This window comes from Flavobacterium aquiphilum, assembly GCF_027111335.1.
In the GTDB taxonomy this organism is placed as follows: Bacteria; Bacteroidota; Bacteroidia; order Flavobacteriales; family Flavobacteriaceae; genus Flavobacterium; species Flavobacterium aquiphilum.
In genome coordinates, this window is the sequence record NZ_CP114288.1 from 4,539,724 (window position 1) to 4,558,408 (window position 18,685).

General features: G+C 34.7%; 17 protein-coding genes and 3 tRNA genes. 3 read left to right on the forward strand and 17 right to left on the reverse strand.

Going from position 1 to position 18,685, the window contains the following annotated elements; translation table 11 throughout:
* Positions 1-44: 44 nt before the first annotated feature.
* The 9 genes from tuf to OZP12_RS18400 form a co-directional block, all read right to left on the reverse strand.
* Positions 45-1,232 carry an elongation factor Tu gene (gene tuf, locus OZP12_RS18360; protein ID WP_281226532.1) on the reverse strand — a complete coding sequence of 396 codons (1,188 nt, stop codon included), beginning with the start codon at positions 1,230-1,232 and terminating at the stop codon, positions 45-47.
* Positions 1,233-1,286: 54 nt separating this feature from the next.
* Positions 1,287-1,358 (reverse strand) — tRNA-Thr (locus OZP12_RS18365).
* Between the two features lie 91 nt (positions 1,359-1,449).
* Positions 1,450-1,530: transfer RNA gene (locus tag OZP12_RS18370), tRNA-Tyr, on the reverse strand.
* A gap of 30 nt (positions 1,531-1,560) precedes the next feature.
* Positions 1,561-1,634: transfer RNA gene (locus OZP12_RS18375), tRNA-Thr, on the reverse strand.
* 91 nt (positions 1,635-1,725) lie between these two features.
* On the reverse strand, positions 1,726-2,028 hold the full coding sequence (hpf, locus tag OZP12_RS18380) for a ribosome hibernation-promoting factor, HPF/YfiA family (RefSeq protein WP_281226533.1): 303 nt from the start codon (positions 2,026-2,028) through the stop codon (positions 1,726-1,728).
* 35 nt (positions 2,029-2,063) lie between these two features.
* Entirely contained in the window at positions 2,064-2,963 is a 900-nt protein-coding gene (locus OZP12_RS18385; protein WP_281226534.1) for a tyrosine-type recombinase/integrase, read from the reverse strand.
* 73 nt (positions 2,964-3,036) lie between these two features.
* Positions 3,037-3,234: a 30S ribosomal protein S21 gene (rpsU, locus tag OZP12_RS18390; RefSeq protein WP_035639407.1), complete on the reverse strand. Its 198-nt coding sequence runs from the start codon at positions 3,232-3,234 to the stop codon at positions 3,037-3,039.
* Positions 3,235-3,428: 194 nt separating this feature from the next.
* Positions 3,429-4,571 carry an acyl-CoA dehydrogenase family protein gene (locus OZP12_RS18395; protein ID WP_281229088.1) on the reverse strand — a complete coding sequence of 381 codons (1,143 nt, stop codon included), beginning with the start codon at positions 4,569-4,571 and terminating at the stop codon, positions 3,429-3,431.
* A 17-nt stretch (positions 4,572-4,588) separates the two neighbouring features.
* A complete protein-coding gene (locus OZP12_RS18400) occupies positions 4,589-5,473 on the reverse strand; it encodes a ComEA family DNA-binding protein (protein WP_281226535.1) in 885 nt (294 codons plus the stop codon).
* Positions 5,474-5,727: 254 nt separating this feature from the next.
* Here OZP12_RS18400 and OZP12_RS18405 point away from each other — a divergent pair, with 254 nt between their 5' ends.
* On the forward strand, positions 5,728-7,368 hold the full coding sequence (locus OZP12_RS18405) for an amino acid permease (protein WP_281226536.1): 1,641 nt from the start codon (positions 5,728-5,730) through the stop codon (positions 7,366-7,368).
* A gap of 90 nt (positions 7,369-7,458) precedes the next feature.
* Here the strand turns inward: OZP12_RS18405 and OZP12_RS18410 are convergent, their stop codons facing one another.
* The 5 genes from OZP12_RS18410 to OZP12_RS18430 form a co-directional block, all read right to left on the reverse strand.
* Positions 7,459-7,686: a PspC domain-containing protein gene (locus OZP12_RS18410; RefSeq protein WP_281226537.1), complete on the reverse strand. Its 228-nt coding sequence runs from the start codon at positions 7,684-7,686 to the stop codon at positions 7,459-7,461.
* A gap of 54 nt (positions 7,687-7,740) precedes the next feature.
* The gene (locus OZP12_RS18415; protein WP_281226538.1) at positions 7,741-9,012 is read right to left on the reverse strand and encodes a DUF2851 family protein; all 1,272 of its coding nucleotides are present in this window, start codon (positions 9,010-9,012) and stop codon (positions 7,741-7,743) included.
* A gap of 126 nt (positions 9,013-9,138) precedes the next feature.
* On the reverse strand, positions 9,139-9,621 hold the full coding sequence (locus tag OZP12_RS18420; RefSeq protein WP_281226539.1) for a 3'-5' exonuclease: 483 nt from the start codon (positions 9,619-9,621) through the stop codon (positions 9,139-9,141).
* Between the two features lie 58 nt (positions 9,622-9,679).
* The gene (locus OZP12_RS18425) at positions 9,680-11,041 is read right to left on the reverse strand and encodes a pyridoxal-phosphate dependent enzyme (protein ID WP_281226540.1); all 1,362 of its coding nucleotides are present in this window, start codon (positions 11,039-11,041) and stop codon (positions 9,680-9,682) included.
* A 115-nt stretch (positions 11,042-11,156) separates the two neighbouring features.
* The gene (locus OZP12_RS18430; RefSeq protein ID WP_281226541.1) at positions 11,157-13,124 is read right to left on the reverse strand and encodes a putative porin; all 1,968 of its coding nucleotides are present in this window, start codon (positions 13,122-13,124) and stop codon (positions 11,157-11,159) included.
* Positions 13,125-13,482: 358 nt separating this feature from the next.
* On the opposite strand from OZP12_RS18430, the gene rnhB reads away from it, so the two are divergent.
* On the forward strand, positions 13,483-14,142 hold the full coding sequence (gene rnhB, locus OZP12_RS18435; protein WP_281226542.1) for a ribonuclease HII: 660 nt from the start codon (positions 13,483-13,485) through the stop codon (positions 14,140-14,142).
* Positions 14,143-14,280: 138 nt separating this feature from the next.
* Here the strand turns inward: rnhB and lipB are convergent, their stop codons facing one another.
* The 3 genes from lipB to OZP12_RS18450 form a co-directional block, all read right to left on the reverse strand.
* A complete protein-coding gene (gene lipB / locus OZP12_RS18440; protein ID WP_281226543.1) occupies positions 14,281-14,985 on the reverse strand; it encodes a lipoyl(octanoyl) transferase LipB in 705 nt (234 codons plus the stop codon).
* Between the two features lie 103 nt (positions 14,986-15,088).
* Positions 15,089-15,841: a hypothetical protein gene (locus OZP12_RS18445; protein ID WP_281226544.1), complete on the reverse strand. Its 753-nt coding sequence runs from the start codon at positions 15,839-15,841 to the stop codon at positions 15,089-15,091.
* 68 nt (positions 15,842-15,909) lie between these two features.
* A complete protein-coding gene (locus OZP12_RS18450; protein WP_281226545.1) occupies positions 15,910-16,713 on the reverse strand; it encodes a hypothetical protein in 804 nt (267 codons plus the stop codon).
* Positions 16,714-16,937: 224 nt separating this feature from the next.
* Between OZP12_RS18450 and lysS the strand changes: the two genes are divergently transcribed.
* Entirely contained in the window at positions 16,938-18,638 is a 1,701-nt protein-coding gene (lysS, locus tag OZP12_RS18455) for a lysine--tRNA ligase (RefSeq protein WP_281226546.1), read from the forward strand.
* Positions 18,639-18,685 lie beyond the last annotated feature (47 nt).

Consider the following 18,685-nt stretch of genomic DNA (forward strand, 5'->3'; position numbering starts at 1 on the left):
GTGTCGTAATAAGCACGACGCTGGCTTATTGAATTTATTTAGTATTAAGCTACAATTTCAGTTACCTGACCTGCACCTACTGTTCTACCACCTTCACGGATAGCGAAACGTAAACCAACACTCATAGCGATTGGGCTTAACAAAGAAACATTAATAGTTAAGTTGTCACCTGGCATTACCATCTCTACACCTTCTGGTAAAGTAATAACTCCTGTTACGTCAGTTGTACGTACGTAGAACTGTGGACGGTAGTTATTATGGAATGGAGTGTGACGTCCACCTTCTTCTTTTTTCAAGATATACACCTCAGCTTTGAAAGTAGCGTGTGGTTTAACAGATCCTGGTTTAATGATAACCATACCTCTTTTGATATCAGCTTTATCAATACCTCTCAACAACAAACCTACGTTATCTCCAGCTTCACCTCTATCAAGGATTTTACGGAACATCTCAACTCCAGTAATTGTAGAAGTCAATTTCTCAGCTCCCATACCAATGATTTCAACTGGATCTCCAGTATTAGCAACTCCAGTTTCGATACGACCTGTAGCAACAGTTCCACGACCTGTAATTGTAAATACGTCCTCAACCGGCATCAAGAATGGCTTAGCTACGTCACGTACTGGCTCTTCGATCCAGTTATCAACAGCTTCCATCAATTCAATGATTTTAGGAACCCAGTTTGGATCATTATTCAATCCTCCTAAAGCAGATCCTTGAATAACTGGACAGTTATCTCCATCATACTCATAGAAAGACAACAAGTCTCTGATTTCCATTTCAACTAACTCTAACAACTCAGCATCATCAACCATATCCACTTTGTTCATGAAAACAACGATTCTTGGAATACCTACCTGACGACCTAAAAGGATGTGCTCACGAGTTTGTGGCATTGGACCATCTGTAGCAGCAACTACTAAGATAGCTCCGTCCATTTGAGCAGCACCAGTAACCATGTTTTTTACGTAATCCGCGTGACCTGGACAGTCAACGTGAGCATAGTGACGGTTAGCTGTTTCGTACTCTACGTGAGATGTATTAATTGTAATACCTCTTTCTTTTTCTTCTGGAGCATTATCAATTTGATCAAATGATTTTGCTTGACAGTAACCAGCATCAGATAACACTTTTGTGATTGCTGCTGTTAAAGTAGTTTTACCGTGATCTACGTGTCCGATCGTACCTATATTTAGGTGTGGTTTCGAACGGTTAAAGGTTTCTTTTGCCATTTTACTTAATTTTTAATCTAGTTTATATATTTATTTCAATTTCCTACTTACTTGAGCCAACTACGGGATTTGAACCCGTGACCTCTTCCTTACCAAGGAAGCACTCTACCCCTGAGCTAAGTCGGCAGAATCCTTGATTTTTAGAAGAGCTTAAATTTTGATCTTAAATTTTTCAATCTACCACTCAAAATCCGTAATCCAAAAAAAACAATTCTTGTGGGAAGAGCAGGATTCGAACCTGCGAAGGTTACCCAACGGATTTACAGTCCGTCCTCGTTGGCCGCTTGAGTATCTTCCCAACTTTTTCTATTAAAACTTTTACCTTTTGAGCCGATAGAGGGACTCGAACCCACGACCTGCTGATTACAAATCAGCTGCTCTAGCCAGCTGAGCTACATCGGCGTTATCAATAAAAAAAGTCCGCTATTTCTAACGGACTGCAAATGTAGATATTTTATCCTTTAATCAAAACATTTTTTGAAAAAAATTTTAATTAAATATGTGCTCTTAACTTTTCTTTACGTTTCACCAACAATCTTTCCAGCGATTCCGCCGCCTGCTCTACAGCCTCCTCAAAGGATTTACACTGCTTCTTAACCAAAAAATCATCCCCAGGGACATTAATCTTTACCTCCACAATTTTATTTTCCTTTTCACTAGTCTTTTCCACTTTCATAAAAACATCTGAAGAGACAACTCTATCATAATATTTCTCCAACTTATCCATTCTCTCTTGAACGAAATCTACCAGCTTTTTGTCAACAGTAAAGTTAACTGCATGAACATTTACCTTCATAATCAATCTTTTTATATGGTTAAACATTTCAAGAATTACTTTTTATTCCTAGGATGAGCCTCCTGATACACCTTTTTAAGTTCTGACAAACTACTATGCGTATAAATCTGCGTGGAAGCCAAACTAGAATGTCCTAATAACTCTTTAACTGAATTCAAATCGGCTCCATTATTCAATAAGTGAGTCGCAAACGTATGTCTTAATATATGCGGACTCTTTTTTACCTTTTCGGAGACACTACTAAAGTATGAATTTATTAATCGATACACAAAAGAATCATTCAATTTTAACCCTTTTTTTATGAGAAATAAATAATCCCCATCAACTATATTTTCCAATTTTGAACGCTCTCTTATATATAAAGATAGTTGCTCAGCCACTATTGGCAAAATCGGCAAAATGCGTTCTTTATTCCTTTTTCCCAACACCTTTAAAGTTCCACTCATCAAATTAACATTAAAAAGCTTTAAATGAATCAACTCAGTCCTGCGCATTCCCGAAGTATAAAACAACTCCACAATAAGCTTATCCCTAATTTCCTGAAAATCGTCAGAGGTTGATTTTTGAGACAAAGCCTCGACCAACTCTTTTTCAGAAAATGGAATTTGAAGTTTTTTTTCCGTTTTTAAAACCTTGTGTTTCAACAACGGATTAACCTGAATTTGTTTTGTTTTTAAAAGAAATTTATAAAAAGATTTTAAAGAAGCAATCTTTCTATTTATTGTAGTATTCGAAATCCCATCCTCAACAAGCGAAACAATCCAACTTCTAATTTGACTGTAATTTACCTGATCAATGGCTTCCTCACCAAAACACTCCTTATTAAATGATTCAAAATAACCAACATCATTCAAATAAGCATTAATGGTATGTGGAGAATATTTTTTTTCTAATTGCAAATAATCCCTAAATGCATCTTTATTATTTATAGCCATAAAAAAACCGTTAGAATCAAAGTTAAGAAACTTTAATTACTAACGGTAATTTATTTCAAAATGTATGACAATATTAGATATTCTCGATACTATCTCTCAAGCCTTGGATATAAGCGGCTTTTTGGAATTTCATCCTATTAACAACTGAAGGCTTAATAAAAGCTGTACGAGCTCTTAACTGTCTTACAGTTCCAGTTTTATCAAATTTTCTTTTATAGCGCTTTAGTGCTCTATCGATATTTTCTCCGTCTTTAATTGGTATAATTAGCATAATTTTATCACCTCCTTTCGTTAAGGCTGCAAAAGTAAAAATTAATTATGAATTATGAGTTATAAATTATGAATTATTTTAAAAAAAATAGAAGTAAGAAGATAGACACAAGAGAAAAGACAAAAAAAGAGCCAAACGCATTTTCTTACTTCTTGGCTCTTTTCTCTTTATTCTATTTTATTCTATTTTCTTCTTTAATCTTTCAATAAATCTCTAGAAATAACCAATTTTTGAATTTCGGTAGTCCCCTCTCCTATTGTGCATAATTTTGAATCCCTATAGAATTTCTCTACAGGATAATCTTTGGTATAACCATAACCACCATGTATTTGAACAGCATCATTAGCCACTTTTACACACATCTCCGATGAATACATCTTAGCCATTGCCCCGGATGTAGTTACCGATCTGTTTTGCCCTTTCAAAAAAGCCGCCTTGTGCAACAACAATTCCGAAGCTTCAATATTGGTAGCCATATCAACCAATTTAAAGGAGATTGCCTGAAAATCTGAAATAGGCTGCCCAAATTGATATCTTTCTTTAGAATATTTCAAAGCCGCTTCATACGCACCTTTAGCTATCCCTAACGCCAATGCACCAATCGAGATACGACCTCCATCCAAAATTTTCATAGCCTGCACAAATCCCTGACCTACTTCTCCCAACCTATTAGCATCTGGAATTCTGCAATTATCAAAAATCAATTCAGCTGTTTCGCTGGCACGCATGCCCAGTTTATTTTCTTTTTTCCCCGAAGTAAATCCCATCATCCCTTTTTCAAAAACAAAGGTGGTCATTCCTTTAGAATCACCTTTTTCTCCGGTACGAACAATTACCACAGCAATATCTCCTGAAATCGCATGGGTAATAAAGTTTTTAGCACCATTAACAACCCAAAAGTCTCCATCACGAACAGCAGTAGTATTCATTCCTCCAGCATCTGACCCCGTATTATGCTCAGTCAAACCCCAAGCACCAATGTGTTCGGCAGAAGCCAATTTTGGAATCCATCTTTTCTTTTGCTCTTCATTACCGAAAGTCAAAATATGATTCACACATAAAGAATTATGTGCAGCAACAGACAAACCTATAGAAGGATCAACTTTGGAAATTTCTTCAACAAGCGTTATGTATTCATGGTAATTTAGCCCTGAACCTCCCAATTCAGTAGGAACAAGCGCCCCCATAAATCCCATTTCACCTAATTTTTTAAAAAGCGGAACTGGAAAAGTCTGAGCTTCGTCCCATTCCATAATATGTGGTCTTATATTTTTTTCGGCAAAATCTCTTATAGATTGCGCTATTAAAGATTGAGTTTCACTGTAATCAAAATTCATCATAAACATCTTTCGTATTAAAAGCTCAAATATAAAGCAATAAAATTTGCTTTTTCAACAGGAAAGCCATTAATTTTTATCAAATCCTCAATATTTTTAAAATCACCATTCATGCTTCTGAATTTTACAATTTGTCTTGCCAGGTCATATTTGAAATAAAAAAACTGAGACAGCTCCTTTAATGAAGCATTATTGACATTAATTTTATTCAAATTTGGAAGCTTTAAAACACCAAAGTACACATTTAGATTTTGTATTACTTCCGGAGACAAACCCCAAACTTCTTTCAGTTGCTCCATAGAAACAAATCCTCCAAGTTTTTCCTTTTGGGTTAAAATACGCACAGAAAGCGTCTCACCAACTCCATTTACCATAATCAAATCTTCTTTGGTTGCCTGATTAATATCAATCAAAACTATCTTTTCTTTTTTGGCGTAAGCCAAATTTTGAACATATTTGTGTTCTACAAAATCTTTCTTGTGATTTACCCAATCCGGAAATTTAAAAAACGGAGCAATCAAATTCAACAATGAATCTGAAACTTTTGTGACTTCCTGGAATTCCTTAGCAGAATTAACATATTTATTTTTCTCTCTAAAAGCCAAAAGACGATCTATTTCCTGAACCGACATTCCTAGTTTGTATCCCTTGTAGTCTGTTATAAAATTAGGATTAAAAGGATACATCTTTGGCATATCGGTCTGAACTGTTCTTTTTGCATCCTCAACTTCAGATTGCAATGCAAGCCATTTTTGTGCTTCCGGAGTTATCTTCTCAATTTTACTAAAATCAGCAAAAAACCAAACTAATTGCAACACTATCACGATTCCAAACAAGACAAAAATCCCTGTCCTCTGATCGCGCGAAAATTTTGTATATTCTTTAATTTTATTGAAAGCCATAACACAAATTTGAGATTTTAAAGAAACTTCTTTTATTTCTAAAAATATGAAAAATATAACAGTTATATTTTTTTAAAAGAAAAATATTAATTGCAATTCTTTGTGAATATTTTACAAAAATCATCATTACTACTTTTTTTCCAAATAAAAAAATAAGAAAACTCTAAAATTTGTTAGCAAAATGAAATTATAATTTTTACTTTTTTGTAAAAAAACAATACATTTGGCACTTAATAACACTTAAACCATAAACCATGTCTATTTGGAAAAGAAAACCATTAGCTCAACTATTAGCAGAAGCAGCGGATTCTGAAAAAGGATTAAAGAAAACATTAACAGCACCTGGATTGGTTGCATTAGGAATTGGTGCAATTATCGGAGCTGGATTATTTTCAATAACAGGTCTAGCAGCATCAATGAATGCTGGTCCTGCAATAACCATTTCTTTTTTAGTAGCTGCTTTTGGTTGCATTTTTGCAGGTTTATGCTATGCAGAATTTTCTTCAATGATTCCAGTTGCGGGTAGTGCCTACACATACTCATTCGCAACAATGGGTGAATTTGTCGCTTGGATAATTGGTTGGGATTTAGTTTTAGAATATGCAGTAGGTGCTGCGACAGTCTCTATCAGTTGGTCACGGTATTTTGGAAAATTCTTGAGTAGTTACGGAATTCATCTAAACGAAGCCTATATGCTTTCTCCATTTGAAGGCGGCATCATCAATATTCCAGCAGTTGCCATCGTTATGATTATGTCATTAATATTAATAAGAGGAACAAAAGAATCGGCTTTAGTAAATGGTCTAATTGTACTATTAAAAGTCACAGTTGTTTTAGTTTTTATTGCAGTAGGATGGCAATACATAAGACCAGAAAACTACCATCCATATATCCCTGAAAATACAGGCAAATTTGGAGAATTCGGTTTCTCAGGAATTATTAGAGCCGCAGCCATTGTATTTTTTGCCTACATTGGGTTTGATGCCGTTTCAACTGCTGCACAGGAAGCCAAAAACCCAAAAAGAGATATGCCAATCGGGATATTATTGTCGTTAGCAATATGCACTATCCTTTATATTCTTTTTGCTCACGTAATGACAGGAGTAGTAAATTATCAAGCTTTTGCGGGTAAAGATGGTATTGCACCAGTAGCCATTGCTGTTGATGCTATGGGATCTATGGGCGCAAATGGATTAATAACTCCCGCCTATCCTTGGCTAAACAATGCAATTATATTAGCAATTTTAGGAGGTTACTCTTCGGTTATTTTAGTAATGCTAATGGGACAAAGTAGAGTGTTTTTCTCTATGAGTAAAGATGGACTAATGCCAAAAATTTTCTCGGAAGTACACGAAAAATTCAGAACTCCTGCCAAAAACAATTTATTATTCATGGTTATCGTGAGTCTTTTTGCCGCTTTTGTTCCTGCAAGAGTAGTTGGAGAAATGACAAGTATTGGTACTTTATTTGCTTTTATACTTGTGTGTATAGGTGTATTAATCATGCGTAAAAAGATGCCTGAAGCACCGAGAGCATTTTCAACACCTTTTGTTCCGATTGTTCCGATTGCCGGTGTTTTAGTATGTTTATTCATGATGATCTTCTTACCATTAGATACTTGGATTAGATTAATTGTATGGATGATGATTGGTTTTGATTTGTATTTGTTTTACGGAATGAAAAACAGCATACTTAACAAAGGAAATTTCAGCCTAAACAACTACAAAACTGTTGCAAGTTCTGGTTTAGGAATGGTAGTAGCTTTAGTTATCGTATCTTTAATCAATTACTTGGATCCAAAAGTACATGAAGATTTTCTATTCTACTTTTCATTAGCATTTGCTTTTATACATATATTCGTTTATTCGTATAGTCTCAAAAAATCGAAAGACTAAATTAATTCATATATACAAAAAGGGATTTCAAAGCTTAACCACTTTAAAATCCCTTTTTTATTTCTTATAATTTGTACGTATAAATCATTTCTACAAATCAAAAACGGAAGTCCTTTTCGCCCGAATTAAATCTTTTAGCCGAATCCAAAATGCCAGCGTAAGATAAACCCCGAATCCCAAACCTGCAGTAACAAATGATATGTATATAAAAAACAAACGAACATTGGTCACACGCATTCCTAATTTATCTGCCAATCGGGAAGAAACATGGAAACCATATTTTTCAAAAAAGAATTTCAGTTTTAAAATTGCTCGCATTTTTATTTTTTTACAAACTTACAAATTATCTAATTACCCACATTTTCTATTTATCTAATTATTTCTAAGCAATTCCATTCCAATAGCACAATCCAAACATTTATTCTTATTACAATATTCATTTTTAAGTTGCAGTAGTGATTGACTTTCAAATGCATTTTTAGCTTTTATTCCGAAAGAGCTGAATTTTTCAATAATGGAATTCTTTTCAGGTTCAACTTCATTCAAAACAGCAATTATATCTTCTGAAACTTCTTTTCCCTGACTTTTAGCATAAGCAAATTGAAGCGGAATAATTGTATTCAAAACTATCAAATCTATAAAGGATTTGGTTAATTTTTTTGTCTTCTTAGGACTTTCTTTATCAAATTGATAATGCGTTTCCCAGTAAGGAGTTACCGAAATACGAAAAATTTCATAAGCAACTTCGACAGAATTCAAATCGGTTATTTTGGAAAACAGATTTTGCTGACTGTGATACAAATTTGCTAATTGTGAAAGTCTAATTGTTGGAAAATTATCAGGACGGTGTTTAAAAAACTGAACGGGTTCGACGCGACTCTTTTCAATTTGGTGTTTATGAAGCAAATAAAAATACCTGAATTTTAAATCTTTGAAACAGCTATCTTCTTTCTCAGCATCCAGCAATCCGGCAGATCCAAACAATAATGCTTCCAGATTTTCGACTTCAAAACATTCTTTTCGAATAACTGAAAAAGGAATAGCCTGAGCAATCTTAAAAAAAATTTCGCCATTAGTATTTAATCCAAAATTCTTTGCCAAAAGACAAAATAAAACAGCTTCCCAATCATTGTTAGTTGACTGTAACAATTCCAAAATAGGTTTTGATTTTCGTTCCAAGCGTTCAAAAAACAAGCGCTCCTGCCAATTCGTTAATTCAAATTGAGGGATTCCCTTTAATTGCTTTTCGCAAAAGATCCAAGATTTGGGCGTCAGCAGCTTTTTATAATTATCTAAAGTTTCCTTACTAACATAATTCTTAAGTTCAAGAACCGGAATTTCAGAATTATTATTTCTGTAAATTTCCGAATCATGTTCCCAAACCACGTGCAAAATTACATTTTCATAATTTGAATCTTTTTCATGATGATGCAAATACCAATCGGATGATTTAATATGAATTTCAACATTTCCTGCCCATTTTTGATTACCAATAGTTATTTGTGCATTGAAAAAATCAGGACCAGCCAATTCCAGAAACTGCCCCACATTACCGATTATAATTTCCTCTTGGTTACAAGTTTTTAAATTTAAAGTGTCAAACTTTTTGAATTTCCAAAGGTAATGGAGAAAATCTTCTTTCATTTTGTTCCGTTTTTATAAACTCCTTAGACAATAAACTAATTGTCTAATGTAATAAAAAAACAACAACTTAACTTACAAAAAAAATAAAAAGAAAGACAATTCTTCAATTATACCTATTCGGAAAAATTATTTCAACAAATATAATTTAGCACAAGCACGTGCATCCGAAAGCGCCTCGTGATGATTCAGCTGAATTTTCATTGCTCTACAGCAATCACTCAGAGTAGTAGGTTTCAATCCTTTGGACTTATAAATTTTGACTGTACATTCCCAACGGGAACCAATATTTAAATCCTCGTACTTCAAACCGTAAAGATCCATTGACTTTGACAAAACATTACGATCGAAACTCTCATTATGAGCCACAACGACTCTATTTTGAAGTCTTTTCTGAATTTCAGGAAACACTTCCAAAAATGTCTTTGCGTTTAACGTATCACTCGGATAAATTCCGTGAACTCTTATCGTATAAGGATTATATTCATTATTGGGCGGTTTGATTAAAGTCACGAACTCATCAACAATAACACCATTTTCTACAGTAACAATACCAACGGAACAAGGATGGTATCCGGTTGCGGTTTCAAAATCTATTGCAGTGAAGGTCAATTTTATTTGAGATTTAAGATTAACGAATTATGATTTTTGATTTTAAAATTGTAATAATTTACTTCATCGACTTAATTATATCTGACTTGGTAATGATTTGATGATGTCCATTTTCAAGATCAACCAAAACGGCATCATTTTCTTTGGTAAACAATCGGGATACTTTTTCTAACGGCGTATTTAATTTTACAATAGGAAACGATTTCCCCATTACTTCTTTGATCGGTTTATCAATCACATTTTTATCGGCTACGTAACTTCTAAACAAATCGGTTTCATCAACAGAACCAACAAAACCAGAAATATCAACTACTGGAAGTTGCGAAATATTATGCTTACGCATCCTTTCAATAGCATGCGAAACCAGTTCTTCTGTACGGACAACAATCAATTGTTTGTCCATATGATCTTTGATAACATCTTCGGCTTTGGTGTAATCCTCCTCAAGAAATCCTCTTTCCCTCATCCAATCGTCATTGAACATTTTGCCTACATAACGGCTTCCTGAATCATGAAACAAAACCACAACCACATCTTCCGGTTTGAAATGTTCTTTGAGCTGCAACAAGCCTTTTATTGCTGCACCGGCCGAATTACCCACAAAAATTCCTTCTTCAAGCGCAATCTTTCGCGTATAAAGTGCCGCATCTTTATCGGTTACTTTTGTGAATCCATCAATGATAGAAAAATCAACATTTTTTGGCAAAATATCTTCACCTATTCCTTCGGTGATGTAGGAATAAATTTCATTTTCGTCAAAAATTCCGGTCTCATGATATTTTTTAAAAACAGAACCATAGGTATCAATTCCCCAGATTTTGATATTCGGATTTTTTTCTTTTAAATATTTACCAACTCCGGAAATAGTGCCTCCTGTACCTACTCCAACAACAAAATGCGTGATTTTACCATCTGTCTGTCTCCAAATTTCAGGTCCCGTTTGTTCATAATGTGCCACTGAATTGGATAAGTTATCATATTGGTTGGCATACCAGGAATTAGGCGTTTCTTCGGCTAATTTTTTAGAAACCGAATAATAAGAACGCGGATCATTTGGCTCGACATCCGTTGGACAAACCACCACTTTGGCTCCCACCGCACGAAGAATATCCATTTTTTCTTTGGACTGCTTGTCGGACATAACACAAATCAATTTATATCCTTTAACAATAGCAACCAGCGCTAACCCCATTCCAGTATTTCCGGAAGTTCCCTCAATTATCGTTCCTCCTGGCTTCAATCTTCCATCGGCTTCGGCATCTTCAATCATTTTTACAGCCATTCGATCTTTTACCGAATTACCGGGATTGAATGTTTCAACCTTGGCCAAAACCAAAGCATCTACCTCGGTAGTCACTTTATTGAGCTTTACCAATGGAGTGTTTCCAATAGTACCTAATATATTTTCTGAATATTCCATTGTGTCAATATTTGAGTCAATTTTAAACTATACTATATCTATATAATTAATATACAAAACAAAGTTAACTCATTTTTCGATTGAAAGCTTAACTTTTAAGTTACTAAGTTCTAAATTAATTGAAGAAATTCCAAACTAATCCAAAACGAATTAGGAAATCGCGGTACGGATTATTAGGATCAGAAAAATAATTGCTTTTTGAAAACAACGAATTGAAGTGTTCTGCTTTCAAATAAACTCGGGTGCGTTGGATTTTTGCATTAAAAAAGAAATCAAGAAGCGGAAAGTTCCCAATCTTCACTTTATCCTGAACAAAAAACTCGCCTATCAAAGGATTGTAACTGTTACTATAATAACTTGTGAAATAATTTAATTCTACTCCTGTTTGAAAAAACAATTTTCTATCAAACATATGATTCGAGTAATACAACGTATTTCTAGTTAGAAATTCCGGAACATTCAAAATAAAGTCAGGCTGATCTACTTTTTGGTACAACAACGTATTGTCTAATGCCCATTTGCCAAAAACAAACTCTTTCGAAACCTTCAATGAAGCATAATTTATTGCTTTACCGTATTGTGCAGGTGCAATAATTTGAGTACCTGCTGCTCTTTCTGCATCGGTCGATACATCAGCAAAATACAAATGATCATTTATCGAATTCAACAAAACGGACACAGAACCCCATTTTGTTTCGGCATTAACACTAATAGAATTTATTTTTTCATTTACAAAATCATTCGACCAATTGTACTTTTTATAACTGCTTTGGAACAAATCAAAATTATTATTTGGCAATTTATTCATGTTTTGGTATCGAAATGATATCTGATTCTCATCATTAATTTCATATACCGCCGATGCGTCTAGATTGGATAAATTTTGGTCAGTAACCGATTTCGAATATAAAAATTTCCCATTCCATTTGTCCTTACGATAATTATACTGACCACCAATATTGTTTATGGCCTGACTTAACAAGTTTGGAACCGTTTCGGCATCGAAATACAAGATATTGTTGTAAAAATAATTGGAATGCAAATCATCTACAAAAAAAGTAAAAGATCCCAAAAGCATGTTTTCATAAACCGCTCCCAGTTTATTATACATTTTATTATAGGTAGTTTTATCACTGATCCCACTAGTAACAAATGACTCACCAAAGCGATCCACAATCTTACCGCCTACACTCGAAGGAACAGTCTGTTGGGTATAATTAAAATAGATATCTTCGTAATTGAACTGTTCAGTAACATACAAATTATTGTCACCTTTTTTTGGATTTATCCTGAAGGTTTGATCTACAAAAAAACGTTTTCCTTTCAACAAAGACATAGCGTCCTCAAAATATACCCCCAATCGCTGTCTGTTGTCAAACTGAGGATCACCACTTTCAAAATCACTCACATTGCTAATACCTCCATTTTCCTCGTTCTGAATTTTCTGCGCTACATAATGTGCATTGGCAATATAACGTCCGCCCTTGGAATTATAACTGGTAGTAAACCTGAAATTCCCAGTTCTAGAATCAACGTTAATATATCTCCCTTCAGAACGCAAAGCTCTATAAGCAATAGAGAAATTCAAGCGTGGAGAGGTATTCAAAGAAAAAAACACATCAGTAGATTGCCCTCGAACTAAAGTTGTTTTAAAATACAACTCGGTTACCGGAGTAGCAACATTGGCATATCTAATATCTTCGGCATTACTATAATTAAAGCGTTTTGCTGTAAATCCCATACCCGGATAAGGAGTAAAGCCATTCAATCCATATTGCAAAGTATTATAAGTTTGCCCTTCATTTGGAAAACTCAAAAGCCCAAAATTATCTTTTCTCAAATAATTAAAACTATGCTCTTTTCGAATAGATTGTGTAGTATCAATGTAGGTGGTATCCTTGTCCAACGAAATAATCTGATACATATCAATAGTTGCCTCAGGTGCTTTTTTCTTCTTTATCGAATCTGTAGCATTGTATTTTGAATTATAATCAATTTCTTTAGCACTATTGACATCCTTCTTTTTCTGCGAAAACAGGAGAACCGGAAAAGCTAAAAAAAACAACGAAAAGAAAATCCTCATTTGAAAAAATTATAATTAGGCAAATTATTTTAATCGATAGACCGAGCAAAGGTAAAGGATAAAAATGTATAAATGAAAAAACACCGCAATTTATAAGAGAAACCGCAAAACATAATTTAATTTCCTTTTCATAATAATTAGTTGGGCGAGCCACCATCCCGATAAAAGGGCTAATTTAGTTTGCGCGTACACGCCCTTTTATCAGGATGCTGTCGGGCTGTCCGTGTTACAAGGTAACTTACTCCCATCCCTCTCGCGAAAAACTGTTCCTAAACAACAAACTGAAAACATTCAAATTTGTAAAAATTAGTATAATTTGTGGCTAAAAAAATTAATCTTTGCACACAAAAAATTCAATATGCTTCAAAATAATTTTTCTTCATTCCTCCTCGAAACCGGAACCGACGAAGCCGGACGTGGTTGTCTTGCCGGACCTGTCACAGCGGCAGCAGTGATCCTGCCAATTGATTTTAAAAATTCAATCCTAAATGACAGTAAACAACTATCTGAAAAAACGAGAGAAAAACTAAGACCAATTATTGAAGAACAAGCCATTACATTTGCCGTAACCCATCTGCATCCGGCAGAAATTGACGAAATAAACATACTGAATGCCTCAATGAAAGGCATGCAGGAAAGTGTTTTAAAACTGTCCCAAACTCCCGAATTTATAATCGTGGACGGTAACCGTTCGTTGAATGCCAAATTGGGTTTAAAAAACTCCTTCGGTAAACAATTCACCAAAGCCGAAATTGAATTGCTTAAATCAATTCCTAATCAAAGTATCATAAAAGGAGATTCCAAATATTTGAGTATCGCTGCTGCATCCATCTTAGCAAAAACTTATCGGGATGAATATATGGACAAAATTCACGAAGAATTCCCCATGTATAACTGGAAAAAAAACAAAGGTTACCCAACCCAAGAACACCGTGAAGCCATTAAAAAATACGGCACCACAAAATACCACCGAATGAGTTTCAGACTTTTGCCGGAACAGCTGAGTTTAGAATTCTGATTTAAGATTGTAGATTAACGATTTTTGATTTCAGATTTAACCGCGAAGAGCGCAAAGGATAACGCAAAGTTCACAAAGACTTTTACAATTAAAAAATAAAAATCCGTGTCAATCCGTTTTATCCGTAAAATCCATGGGCTATTTATTCACGAATTCCGCTTCGAATAATTGCTTGAAATGTTTCAGGATTTTGGCTTTTACTTCGGCTTCATCAACTTTTTCTACACCCAGTTCAACGTTTAAAGAAGTAACCGCTTTGCCACGGATTCCGCACGGAATTATATTGTCGAAATAACCCAAATCGGCATTAACATTGAGAGCAAAACCATGCATCGTAACCCAGCGGGAAGCTCGCACTCCCATCGCACATATTTTGCGAGCAAATGGCGTTCCCACACCAAGCCAAACACCGGTTTCGCCGTCGCTTCGGCCACATTCTAATCCGTATTCCTGCAAGGTCAGAATTATGGTTTCCTCCAGAAAACGCAAGTATTTATGAATGTCTGAAAAGAAATTTTCCAAATCCAGAATAGGATAACCCACAATCTGTCCGGGCCCGTGATAAGTTATATCTCCACCACGGTTGATCTTGTAGAAAGTGGCACCTTTGGCTTCCAACTGTTTTTCGGATAAAAGCAAATTACTGAAATCACCGCTTTTCCCTAAAGTATAAACATGCGGATGTTCGACAAACAGGAAATAATTTGGGGTTGCAAGTGTTGTTTCGTCTCTCCTGTTTTGAATCTTCAAATCAACGATTCCCTTGAAAAGTTCTTCCTGATACGCCCAGGTTTCCTGATAATCCTTATTTCCTAAATCTTGAAGTTGAATTTTTTTATTCATTTTTTTTCCTCACCCCCAACCCCTCTACTTTCGAGAGGGGAGCGAGCATAATTAAAAGTTTTTGCAAATGTACAAAGTTCTTAGCACTTCATTTTACTGCAAGTTATTTTTCAAACTCAACATCAAAGTTAAGCTTATCAGGATTATCCATATAATCCGTAAAAGAATATTGAATTGTAATTGATTTACGATCGTCGCTGAACAAAGCATCTGGATTTGAAACTTTCTTTATCTTTTTTGGAAAATGATATTTAACAATATAATTAGACGATGCGTAAACCATTTTAGACATATCTGCAGCGGTATCTTTTACCTTTTCAGCTAATTTTTGCTTATCGATTACCGCTTTTCGGGTAAATTTCTTTCCGTCGTAAAAGTAATTTAGTTTGCTATTATTATCCCCAAATCCACTACCAAGAGGACTTGCATTTGCACCTCCTTCTAATTTTTGCATAGTACTGGCGGTTTGCAAAATATCCTGAAGTTCATTTACATTTTTAAAATCAGTTGCCAAAGTCATTAAAAGTTGTTTTTTCTCTGAACTCATTTTTGTTGTAACCACGAAATTTTCCAACTTTTTAATTTCTTTTTGAACCTCAGGAGATAATTTGGCAATGCTGTCTTTTTTAGCTTCAAATAATTGTTTGAAAGTAAAAGTAGAATCGATGTCATTTTTTTTACCAGCTCCAAGTTGGGCTCCAAGTTGGTCACCAGCCATACTCATTAAGGCAGAACCATCCATATCTACTGAGAATTTCCCAGTTCCATTATCGTTGATGTAAATGTTTTCAGTAAAAGTGCAGCTTGTTAATGTCGCTAGTAAAAAAGAAAAGGCAAGTAGTTTATATAATTTCATTGTAATGTTATTTTTTATGAAAAATGCAAAGACTATTTTTAAGAATACATTTAAATTGAAGACTCTAATTATTGTTCAAATTCCACTTTAAAACCAAAATCTACATTACTTTCCTGCATGTTATCAAGAGGAACTTCAACAGTAAAACTTTTTCTGTCTGGCTTTATTACTGCATTTTTAAGTGAAACGGTTTTAATTTTTTTTGGAAATTGATATTCAGCCGTGTATTTACATTCTTTAAGCATTTCATCCATTTTCTTAGAGAACGGATTTTCACTTTTTTCTTTCTTAGCTTCTTTTTTCTTTTTAACTTTTTTATCATCTTTAGAAGGAGTGACTGTTTTAATAAAAACCTTTCCATCATAAAAAATAGTTGCAGTCGCTTTTTCTTCTGGTTTTGGAACAGCACTCAAAGCTCCTAATCTCTTTTTATCTGCAGCTGCTAATGCCTCTAAACTTTCAGCTGGTGTTGCAATAGATTTCAAATCATTTCCACTAGGAAAATCGAATGCCATACTATATTCGAATTGCTTTTTTTCTTCATTAACTTTTATGCTGACTTTAAAACCTTCCAAGAGTTTCATTTTCTCCTTTTCTTTCTCCAGCATTTCAATCTTTTCTTTATCTGCATCTGATAATTTAGAAATACTGTCTTTTATTTTCGCATATACTTCTTTAAAAGTAAAAGTGGTATCAATTATTTTATTGATTTTTGTAGAATCTGCTTTTTTAACCCCAAGTTTAAACATCGGTGACATATCAAATCCGTATGAAAAAGTTCCAGATCCATCTTCGTTCATAACCATCTTTTCCTTAAGGATACAGCTTGAAAGACATAATGTTATAAAAAAGCAAAGTAAAGTTTTTTTCATCTTTTAAGTTTTAGGTTCTTTAGGCGAAGATACTTTCTTTTAATAATTATTTTCATCATATTCCAGAATACTTGGACAAGAAAAAAAATATTGCCGCTATAGCGATCAGGCCGAGACTGAACATTCATAAAAAAACAAAAAAATCAACCACAAAAAACCTTAAAGCTTTCAGTTGAAACTTGAAACAAAAATTTTATCTTTGCGGACTTAAAAATCAGAACATAATGGCATTATCCGAACAAGAAATCATCCGTAGAGAAAAACTTCAAAGCTTACGCAATTTGGGAATTAATCCTTATCCTGCAAACCTTTTTCCTGTAAATCATACTTCCAAGCAAATTAAAGAAAACTTTGAGGAAGGTAAGAAGGTAATTGTTGCCGGGCGTTTAATGAGCGTGAGAGATCAAGGAAAAGCTTGTTTTGCTGAATTGCAGGATAGCGAAGGGCGTATTCAATTGTACGTGAACCGCGATGTTTTGTGTGAAGGCGATGATAAAACTTTGTACAATCAGGTATTTAAAAAATTGACCGATTTGGGCGATTTCATTGGTATTGAAGGGGAATTGTTTACAACACAAGTTGGTGCAAAATGTATTCGTGTCAGCGGTTTTACTTTCTTGAGTAAAACGTTGCGTCCTTTACCATTGCCGAAAACGGATGAAGACGGAAATGTATTTGACGCTTTCAACGACGCTGAATTGCGTTACAGAATGCGTTATGTGGATTTGACTGTAAATCAAAATGTAAAAGAAACGTTCATCAAAAGAACCAAATTGTTCAACTCGATGCGTTCGTTCTTTAACGATAAAGGATATTTGGAGGTTGAAACTCCGGTTTTACAATCAATTCCTGGTGGTGCTGCGGCGAGACCTTTTATCACGCACCACAATTCGCTAGACATTCCGCTATACATGCGTATTGCAAACGAATTGTATTTAAAAAGATTGATTGTTGGTGGTTTTGACGGTGTTTATGAGTTTTCGAAAAACTTCCGTAACGAAGGAATGGACAGAACGCACAACCCGGAATTTACCGCAATGGAAATATATGTAGCCTACAAAGACTACAATTGGATGATGGAATTTACCGAGCAGTTATTGGAGCATTGCGCCATTGGTGTAAACGGTACGAGCGATGTGACTTTTGGCGAACACCAAATCAGTTTTAAAGCTCCTTATGCGCGTGTAACCATGACGGATTCCATCAAACATTTTACCGGTTTTGACATTTCGGGTAAAAGTGAAGCTGAATTATTCGAAGCGGCCAAAGGAATGGGAATTGAGGTTGACGAAACAATGGGTAAAGGAAAATTGATTGATGAGATTTTCGGAGCAAAATGCGAAGGAAATTATATTCAGCCAACTTTCATTACTGATTATCCAAAAGAAATGTCTCCGCTTTGTAAAGAGCACCGTGACAATCCAGATTTGACTGAGCGTTTTGAATTAATGGTTTGCGGTAAAGAAGTTGCCAACGCTTACTCGGAATTGAATGACCCTATTGACCAAAGAGAGCGTTTTGAAGACCAAATGCGTTTGGCAGCAAAAGGGGATGACGAAGCGACCGGAACAATCGACGAGGACTTCTTGAGAGCATTGGAATACGGTATGCCTCCTACTTCTGGTTTAGGAATTGGAATGGATCGTTTGATGATGTTCTTGACTAATAATGCTTCTATTCAAGAAGTATTGTTCTTCCCGCAAATGCGTCCTGAGAAAATACAAACCGTTGAATTATCTGACGAGGAGAAATTTATCGTAGATTTACTAAAAGGAAACGAAAATAAAATGGATCTTCAGCAGCTAAAAATTACCGCAAATTTAAGCGGTAAAAAATGGGATGCATCTATGAAAAATTTATCTAAACATGGTTTGACTAAAGTTGCCGTTGAGGGCGAGTTTAAATTTGTGGAATTAGTTGGGTAATTTTTAATCTAATAAATATCAAAAAGGAGTTTCAGAAATGAAGCTCC

Bases quoted from the DNA above. Each gene is read 5' to 3' on its own strand.
- lipB (WP_281226543.1), bottom strand. From the start codon at position 14,985: ATGAATAAAAAAATTCAACTTCAAGATTTAGGAAATAAGGATTATCAG.
- OZP12_RS18395 (WP_281229088.1), bottom strand. From the start codon at position 4,571: ATGAATTTTGATTACAGTGAAACTCAATCTTTAATAGCGCAATCTATA.
- OZP12_RS18445 (WP_281226544.1), bottom strand. From the start codon at position 15,841: ATGAAATTATATAAACTACTTGCCTTTTCTTTTTTACTAGCGACATTA.
- OZP12_RS18425 (WP_281226540.1), bottom strand. From the start codon at position 11,041: ATGGAATATTCAGAAAATATATTAGGTACTATTGGAAACACTCCATTG.
- OZP12_RS18415 (WP_281226538.1), bottom strand. From the start codon at position 9,012: ATGAAAGAAGATTTTCTCCATTACCTTTGGAAATTCAAAAAGTTTGAC.
- rpsU (WP_035639407.1), bottom strand. From the start codon at position 3,234: ATGCTAATTATACCAATTAAAGACGGAGAAAATATCGATAGAGCACTA.
- OZP12_RS18405 (WP_281226536.1), top strand. From the start codon at position 5,728: ATGTCTATTTGGAAAAGAAAACCATTAGCTCAACTATTAGCAGAAGCA.
- hpf (WP_281226533.1), bottom strand. From the start codon at position 2,028: ATGAAGGTAAATGTTCATGCAGTTAACTTTACTGTTGACAAAAAGCTG.
- OZP12_RS18450 (WP_281226545.1), bottom strand. From the start codon at position 16,713: ATGAAAAAAACTTTACTTTGCTTTTTTATAACATTATGTCTTTCAAGC.
- rnhB (WP_281226542.1), top strand. From the start codon at position 13,483: ATGCTTCAAAATAATTTTTCTTCATTCCTCCTCGAAACCGGAACCGAC.
- OZP12_RS18410 (WP_281226537.1), bottom strand. From the start codon at position 7,686: ATGCGAGCAATTTTAAAACTGAAATTCTTTTTTGAAAAATATGGTTTC.
- OZP12_RS18385 (WP_281226534.1), bottom strand. From the start codon at position 2,963: ATGGCTATAAATAATAAAGATGCATTTAGGGATTATTTGCAATTAGAA.
- lysS (WP_281226546.1), top strand. From the start codon at position 16,938: ATGGCATTATCCGAACAAGAAATCATCCGTAGAGAAAAACTTCAAAGC.
- OZP12_RS18430 (WP_281226541.1), bottom strand. From the start codon at position 13,124: ATGAGGATTTTCTTTTCGTTGTTTTTTTTAGCTTTTCCGGTTCTCCTG.
- tuf (WP_281226532.1), bottom strand. From the start codon at position 1,232: ATGGCAAAAGAAACCTTTAACCGTTCGAAACCACACCTAAATATAGGT.
- OZP12_RS18400 (WP_281226535.1), bottom strand. From the start codon at position 5,473: ATGGCTTTCAATAAAATTAAAGAATATACAAAATTTTCGCGCGATCAG.